At 68.8% G+C, this 7,319-nt stretch carries 8 protein-coding genes; 1 reads left to right on the top strand and 7 read right to left on the bottom strand.

Annotated elements, in window-relative coordinates:
- Window positions 1-128: 128 nt before the first annotated feature.
- Window positions 129-332, top strand: a complete 204-nt coding sequence (locus ACGFU6_RS29880; RefSeq protein WP_393615378.1) for an acyl-CoA carboxylase subunit epsilon — start codon at window positions 129-131, stop codon at window positions 330-332.
- 119 nt (window positions 333-451) lie between these two features.
- On the opposite strand, the gene ACGFU6_RS29875 is transcribed toward ACGFU6_RS29880, so the two are convergent.
- The 7 genes from ACGFU6_RS29875 to ACGFU6_RS29845 all read right to left on the bottom strand — a co-directional run bounded on the left by ACGFU6_RS29875 (window position 452) and on the right by ACGFU6_RS29845 (window position 7,314).
- Window positions 452-1,033 (bottom strand): ATP/GTP-binding protein, encoded by a 582-nt coding sequence (locus tag ACGFU6_RS29875; protein WP_014048542.1) that lies wholly within the window; start codon window positions 1,031-1,033, stop codon window positions 452-454.
- The gene (locus tag ACGFU6_RS29870) at window positions 1,014-1,676 is read right to left on the bottom strand and encodes a DUF742 domain-containing protein (protein WP_393615377.1); all 663 of its coding nucleotides are present in this window, start codon (window positions 1,674-1,676) and stop codon (window positions 1,014-1,016) included. Before ACGFU6_RS29870 ends, ACGFU6_RS29875 begins: the two co-directional genes overlap by 20 nt.
- An 89-nt stretch (window positions 1,677-1,765) precedes the next feature.
- A complete protein-coding gene (locus ACGFU6_RS29865) occupies window positions 1,766-2,179 on the bottom strand; it encodes a roadblock/LC7 domain-containing protein (protein WP_037779127.1) in 414 nt (137 codons plus the stop codon).
- A gap of 10 nt (window positions 2,180-2,189) precedes the next feature.
- Window positions 2,190-5,450, bottom strand: coding sequence for a nitrate- and nitrite sensing domain-containing protein (locus ACGFU6_RS29860; RefSeq protein ID WP_393615376.1), 3,261 nt, complete (start codon window positions 5,448-5,450; stop codon window positions 2,190-2,192).
- A gap of 347 nt (window positions 5,451-5,797) precedes the next feature.
- Entirely contained in the window at window positions 5,798-6,379 is a 582-nt protein-coding gene (locus ACGFU6_RS29855) for an ATP/GTP-binding protein (RefSeq protein ID WP_073738725.1), read from the bottom strand.
- A complete protein-coding gene (locus ACGFU6_RS29850; protein ID WP_073738726.1) occupies window positions 6,360-6,767 on the bottom strand; it encodes a DUF742 domain-containing protein in 408 nt (135 codons plus the stop codon). The genes ACGFU6_RS29855 and ACGFU6_RS29850 overlap by 20 nt, the downstream gene beginning before the upstream one ends.
- A gap of 133 nt (window positions 6,768-6,900) precedes the next feature.
- Window positions 6,901-7,314, bottom strand: a complete 414-nt coding sequence (locus tag ACGFU6_RS29845) for a roadblock/LC7 domain-containing protein (RefSeq protein WP_024495006.1) — start codon at window positions 7,312-7,314, stop codon at window positions 6,901-6,903.
- Window positions 7,315-7,319: the final 5 nt, after the last annotated feature.

The raw sequence follows: 7,319 nt of genomic DNA, 5'->3' as shown, positions 1-7,319 counted from the left end.
GCCGAGACCCGCGAAGTCCTGATCGCCTCACTGGCCATGCTCCGCTCCAAGCACGCAGACCTGCCGTCCCGCAAACACGGCAACCCCCCGCAGTAGTCCACAGCCCTGCCGAGAAGACGGAGACACCCATGACCACTGCCGCCGAGTCCGTGCTGCGCGTCGAGAAGGGTCTTGCCGACCCCGAGGAGCTGGCCGCCATAACCGCGGTCCTGCTCGCCCGCGCCGCCGCCCAGCCCGCGACAGCACCCGCCCACCGCGGCCGCGACACAGCCGGCTGGCGCCGCCTGGAGCGCACCCCCGGCTTCCGCGCCCCCCACAGCTGGCAGGGCTGACCACCGCCCCACCCCGGAGCCCGGCCGAAGGCCGCGCGCCGGGCGCACACCACGAAGGCCCCGCACTCCTCCAGGGAGCGTGGGGCCTCTCGTCGTGAACGGTGCGCGGGCCGCAGGCCCTAGCGCAGGCGCGCCATCAGCGCATGCTCCACCAGCGTGATCAGCGCACTCTTCGCATCCGCCCGATGCCGCGCGTCCGTGGTCAGAATCGGGGTGTCGGGTCCGATCTGGAGGGCTTCGCGGACCTCGTCGGGGGTGTAGGGCTGGTGTCCGTCGAAGCCGTTGAGGGCGATGACGAAGGGGAGTCCGCTGTTCTCGAAGTAGTCGACGGCGGGGAAGCAGTCGGCGAGTCGGCGGGTGTCGACGAGTACGACGGCGCCGATGGCGCCGCGTACGAGGTCGTCCCACATGAACCAGAAGCGGTCCTGGCCGGGTGTACCGAAGAGGTACAGGATCAGGTCCTGGTCCAGGGTGATGCGTCCGAAGTCCATGGCCACCGTCGTGGTGGTCTTGTCCCCGGTGTGTGTCAGGTCGTCGATGCCCGCGGACGCGGACGTCATCACGGCTTCGGTGCGCAACGGATTGATCTCCGAAACAGCACCGACAAACGTGGTCTTACCCACGCCGAAGCCCCCTGCCACCACGATCTTCGCCGAGGTAGTGGAGCGGGCCGCTCCGCCGCTAGAGCTTGCGAAGTCCACTGAGCACCCTTTCGAGCAGTGTCACATCTGGCTGGCCGCCGGCGGACTCTTCGCCGCCGGGCTGGTGGATAGCGACGAGTCCGGCCTCAGCCAGGTCGGCTACGAGGATCCGGGCTACGCCGAGAGGGATCGAGAGCAGGGCCGAGATCTCGGCCACCGACTTGATCTCGATGCACAGCCGGCAGATCCGCTGGTGCTCGGGCAACTGCCCTTGCAGCCGGGACGGATCAGCCGTAGTACTGACCAACGCCTCAATGGCGAGTTGGTAGCGCGGTCGGGTCCGGCCGCCTGTCATGGCGTACGGACGAACCAGCGGATTGTGCGCTGCGGGAGCGGACGGCTCGGGGGTCCACCGCGGCTGCACCGGCTCGATACGGGGCGGCGGCTGCGGGGAGTCGTACCGGTGCGGGCGCTGCGGCCGCTGGGGCTGCTGCGGCTGCTGGGGCCAGTCGTCCGAGCCGCGCGCGTCCTGCTGCGGCCAGTCGTCCGAGCCCTGGGCGCGCCGGGCCTGCCGGAACGGCTGAAAAGGCTGCTGCCCGCCCTGTCTGCCGGGCGGGGAGGGGAAGTCGAAGCCATCGCCCCTGTGCTCACCCGGTACCTGCTGACCACCGTTGAACTGGTGTCCGCCTGGGGGTGTACCCACGATTCCTCCTCCGCCTGCCGGTCCCGGTCCCAGTGGGTCCGCGCCACCGCACCTTATGGCGCGGTGACGCGAAACGCACTGTCTGTCTACTAGTTAAGAAGGCTTCCCTGAAGTTCGGCGCGGAGGTCCGGAGTGAGGACACCGCCGGCGCGGTCCACCAAAAGCGCCATTTCGTACCCAACCAGACCGATATCGGCGTCAGGGTGTGCAAGAACGGCCAAGGAAGATCCGTCGGAGACGGACATGATGAAGAGGAATCCTCGCTCCATCTCCACAACTGTCTGATTCACCGCGCCGCCCTCGAAGATCCGCGAGGCGCCCGCGGTCAGCGAGGTCAGACCGGAGGCCACTGCCGCCAGCTGGTCGGCACGGTCACGCGGGAATCCCTCGGACATCGCCAGCAGGAGTCCGTCGGCGGAGACCACCACCGTGTGCGACACCCCGGGGGTGTTGTCCACGAAGTTGGTGATCAACCAGTTCAGATTCTGCGCCGCCTGGCTCATCGGGCTCACACTAACGCTCCTGGTTGTAGGTATTACTGCTGTCCGAACCCGCGTTACGTCCCCGCAGGACACCGCGGCGCAGGTTGCTCAACCTGCCACGCACGTCCTCCGGAGCGCGGGAGACCTGGGGGCCGCCCTGCTGGGTCTGTTCGGCCTTGCCCTCGACCAGGTTGGCCTTGGGGACGCGCCGGGGAAGACCGGAGGGGGTGACCCCGCCCGCCTTCGGGTCCCGGAGCTGCTCGGCCCGCTCCCAGCGCTCGTCGTTCGCCGATCGCCAGTCGTCCGTTCCGCTCGCACCGTCCGTGTCCTGCCGCTCGGGCAGAGGCTGCTGCGGCGGCTCCTGCCGCTGCGGCTCCTCCTGGGCGGCGGCGGGCCGCTCGTTCCCGCGTCCGGTGGGCTGCCAGTGCTGCTGGCCGCCCCGGCGCGGCAGACCGGCCTCGGTCATCTCGTGGCCGGAGCTCGGCACGGGGCCCGAACGATCGAAGCCTACGCTGTCCCGCGATTCGGCGGGGGCGCTCCCATCAGATTCCGGTTCGGCCTGCGCCGAGGGCTCGTACGCCCCCTGGTACCCGCCCTGAACTGGCCACTCTTCCTGCTGGGGCTGGGCGTTGTACTGCCCGTCATAGGCCTGCTGAGGTGCCTCAGGGGCCGGGTATGCCGACTCCGGATAGCCGTTCTGCTGCTGATAGCCGGGCTGTTGGACGTAGCCGGTGTCACCGCGGAACGGGTCGTAGCCGCCCTCGTACGCGGCCTGCCCGTACTGCTGTTCCTGCTGCCCGTCCTGCTGCGGCTCCAGGGCGTACTGGCCGCCGTCCTGGGCGCCCTGCTGGGGTTCCAGGGCGTACTGCTGGTCCGAGGAGGCGTAGGGGCCTTCCTCGTACGCCGCCTGTGCGTACTGCTCCTGGGACTCCTGCTGCGGGAACACCGGACGCTCCTCGCCGCCGGCCTGCGTCTCCAGGGCCGCACGGCGCTCCTCGCGCATCAGCGAACGGCCCACCGGGTCGAGCTGCGCCGCATCCTGCGGCACCTCGCCGTAGCGCGAGTCGTCGAAGCCGAGCTCCGCCGCCGTACGCAGCTGGGGCTGGAGCGGCGGCGCGTCGAACGCCTGCTGCTGCGGAATGATCGAGGAGACCGTGAAGTCGTCCGGCGTGGGTGCGCCCTCGCCGCCGCCACCGTGGGTGATCGCGTCGGGCAGCATGACCAGCGAGGTGGTTCCGGCCTGCTCGCCCGAGGGGCGCAGCTGGACCCGGATGCCGTGCCGGTCGGCGAGCCGGCCGACCACGAACAGGCCCATGCGCTGGGAGACCGCGGCGTCCACCGTCGGCGGGTTGGCAAGCTTGTGGTTGATGTCGGCGAAGTCCTCGGCGGTGAGGCCGATGCCCTTGTCGTGGATCTCGATCATCACGCGGCTGTCGGGCAGCCGGGTCGCGGTGACCCGCACCTTGGTCTGCGGCGAGGAGAACGTGGTGGCGTTCTCCAGCAGCTCGGCCAGCAGGTGGACGAGGTCGGTGACGGACTGGCCGTGGATCTCGCTCTCCGGCACCCCGGAGAGCTCGATGCGCTCGTAGGACTCCACCTCGGACGAGGCGGCGCGCAGTACGTCCACCAGCGGCACCGGCTGGTTCCAGCGGCGGCCGGGCTCCTCGCCGGCGAGCACCAGGAGGTTCTCGCCGTTGCGGCGCATGCGCGTCGCCAGGTGGTCCAGCCGGAACAGGCTCTCCAGCTGGTCCGGGTCGGCCTCGTTGTTCTCCAGGTCGGTGATGAGGGTCAGCTGGCCCTCGATGAGCGACTGGTTGCGGCGCGAGAGGTTGGTGAAGATCGCGTTGACGTTGCCCCGCAGCATGGCCTGCTCGGCCGCCAGCCGGACCGCCTCGCGGTGCACCTGGTCGAAGGCGCGGGCGACCTCGCCGATCTCGTCCTGGCTGTTGATCGGGATCGGCTGCACGCGGGTGTCCACCCGGCCCGGATCGGTCCGGGACAGCTGGTCGACGAGCGAGGGCAGCCGCTGTTCCGCGATGCCGAAGGCGGCGTTGCGCAGCCGGCGCATCGAGCGGCTCATCTGGCGCGCCATGAGACCGGCCAGGACGAACGCGGCCAGCAGGGCGACGATCACGATCGCGGCGTTGACGATGGCGTCGGTGCGGGCGCTGGACGAGATGTCCGCGGCCTCGGTCACGGCCTTGTCGACGAGCTCTTCCTCGACCGTGGTGTACCCGTCGAACTTCGCGGTGGCCGCGGCCATCCAGGTCTCGGGGGTGATGCCCTTCGCCTTCAGCTGGGCGGGGGTCCTGCCCAGGCCGAGCTGCTGGGCCATGCCGTCGAAGACCGATCCGTTCACGGTGGGCGGCGTCACGAACGTGACGCCCGCCGCGTCGGCCTTCTCCTTGGCGGCCTTGACCTGGGCGGCGCCCTCGGCCGCCTTGCCCGCCATGACCTTCTTCAGCCGGGCCGCATCGGCCTCCGTACCGCCGGAGACGAACTCGCCGAGGGCGATCTGCTCCAGGTAGTTGTACGAGCCGAACGCCTTGACCTGGTCGTTGAACTTGCCGTTCTCCTGGCTGGGCCGTACCAGCAGGTGCATGCCGATGGAGCGCTGAAGCGATTCTGCAGCCTTGGCCAGCTCGATCGCGTAGACGGTACGGCCGTAGCTGGTGATGTTGCCGGTACCGAGACCGAGCTCGTTGCAGAACTCCATGAGGGAGTGCTGGACCTGGACGTAGCCCTCTTCCGTCTTCACCGGGTCCATGGCCTCGGCGTAGGCGGCCTTGCGCAGGTCGGGAAGGGTGGGCTCCTCCAGCCGGAACAGCTTGAGGCGGCGCTCCAGGCCCTCCTTCTTCGGCATGTCCTTCACGGCCGCGTCGAACTTGTCCGCGGCCGCGTCCGTGGTGGCCCGCACCTCGGTGACCGACGCCGCGTCGCGCTTGTTGGACAGCAGTGGCTGGGCGCTGAGGTCGCGCTCGTTCAGGAGCGCCTGGCCGTACTCGGAGGCCGCCCGCACGATCAGCGCGGTCTTCTCGGCGTCCTGGGCCTCCTGCCAGGTGTCGATCGATCCCTTCACCTGGAAGCCGCCCATGACCAGGCCGACCAGTACGGGGATCAGGAGGATCGCGTTCAGCCGGGTGGGCACCCGCCAGTTGCGCGGGGACATCCGGCTGGTGCTGCCACCGGCGGACGCCCCTTCGGACACGTTGGCGGACGACGCCGCGGCGCGCGGCGGGGTGAAGTTGCCCCGTTCCGGCTGCGCCGTGGAGCCCTCGTTGTTACGCCTCACTCGACCAACAACCTCTCGGCGTCGGCACCTACGCTGTGCCGTGTTTGTTCAGGGCCGTACTTACTCGGGAGTTCGTCGAATTGCAGCACGGGAAACGGCCGCGTTCCAAACAGTCGGAACGGCCGATTCCAAGTGGCGCAGGCCTCAGATAAAACGGGCATAAAGAACGAGCCCCGCCAAAAGGCGGGGCTCATGTGAGCACAGTGATACCGCGCGTACGCATCGGGTGTCGACCGTGAGGTAATTCTCTCTCGAAACGTTATGAACACGGGGGCGGATCGTGTCAAAGGACACAGCCCGCCCCCGTGTGACTACTTTAACTGCCGTATGGCAATACCGACTTGTGCCTACTTGAGCCGTGCCATCAGCGCGTGCTCCACCAGCGTGATCAGACCGCTCTTGGCATCACCGCGGTGCCGGGCGTCGGTCGTGATGATCGGGGTGTCGGGTCCGATCTGGAGGGCTTCGCGGACCTCGTCGGGGGTGTAGGGCTGGTGTCCGTCGAAGCCGTTGAGGGCGATGACGAAGGGGAGTCCGCTGTTCTCGAAGTAGTCGACGGCGGGGAAGCAGTCGGCGAGTCGGCGGGTGTCGACGAGTACGACGGCGCCGATGGCGCCGCGTACGAGGTCGTCCCACATGAACCAGAAGCGGTCCTGGCCGGGTGTACCGAAGAGGTACAGGATCAGGTCCTGGTCCAGGGTGATGCGTCCGAAGTCCATGGCCACCGTCGTGGTGGTCTTGCCTCCGGTGTGTGTCAGGTCGTCGATGCCCGCGGACGCGGACGTCATCACGGCTTCGGTGCGCAACGGATTGATCTCCGAAACAGCACCGACAAACGTGGTCTTACCCACGCCGAACCCGCCTGCCACCACGATCTTCGCCGAGGTGGTGGCGCGGGCCGCACCGCCACTAGAGCTTGCGAAGTCCACTGAGTACCCTTTCGAGCAGTGTCACATCCGGCGCGCCGCCGGCCTCTCCGTTGCCCGGCTGGTGGATGGCCACCATGCCGGCTTCCGCCAGGTCCGCGACGAGGATCCGGGCCACGCCGAGCGGCATCGACAGCAGGGCCGACACCTCGGCCACCGACTTGACCTCGCGGCACAGGTGGCAGATCCGCTGGTGCTCGGGGAGCAGCGTTCCCAGGTGCGCGGGGTCGGCCGTGGTGCTGACCAGGGCCTCTATCGCTAGCTGGTAGCGCGGTCGGGTCCGGCCGCCGGTCATGGCGTAGGGACGAACCAGCGGCTGGTCGCCTTCACCTTCGTACGACGCGTGGTTCAGCGCGCCGTACGGATCGGGTGAGGCGGGTGGCGGGGTCATGAATCCTCCGGGCGTGACAGCAGGATGTCGGCTTGCCGTCGGAAGGGGCCGGTGGGGGGCTGTAAGCGGCCGGACGGGCGAGGGTTGATTGCAGTACCTGGGGTAATCGTCTGTGTCACCGATTCACGGCCGCCTAGTGGAGCAGGCTGCCCTGGAGCTCGGCGCGGAGGTCCGGGGTGAGGACAGTGCCCGCCCGGTCCACCAGCAGAGCCATTTCGTATCCGACCAGACCGATGTCGGCGTCCGGATGGGCGAGTACGGCAAGTGAGGAACCGTCCGAGACGGACATCAGGAAGAGGAACCCGCGTTCCATCTCCACCACGGTCTGGCTGACGGCGCCGCCTTCGAAGATCCGGGAGGCGCCCGCGGTCAGCGAGGTCAGACCGGAGGCTACTGCCGCCAGCTGGTCGGCGCGGTCGCGCGGGAAACCTTCGGACATCGCCAGCAGCAGGCCGTCTGCGGAGACCACCACCGTGTGCGACACCCCGGGGGTGTTGTCCACGAAGTTGGTGATCAACCAGTTCAGATTCTGCGCGGCCTGACTCATCGGGC

Source organism: Streptomyces sp. NPDC048462 (assembly GCF_043200175.1).
GTDB lineage: Bacteria > Actinomycetota > Actinomycetes > Streptomycetales > Streptomycetaceae > Streptomyces.
Note: the sequence above shows the minus strand (reverse complement) of the source record. Positions and strands in the feature narration are given on the sequence as shown.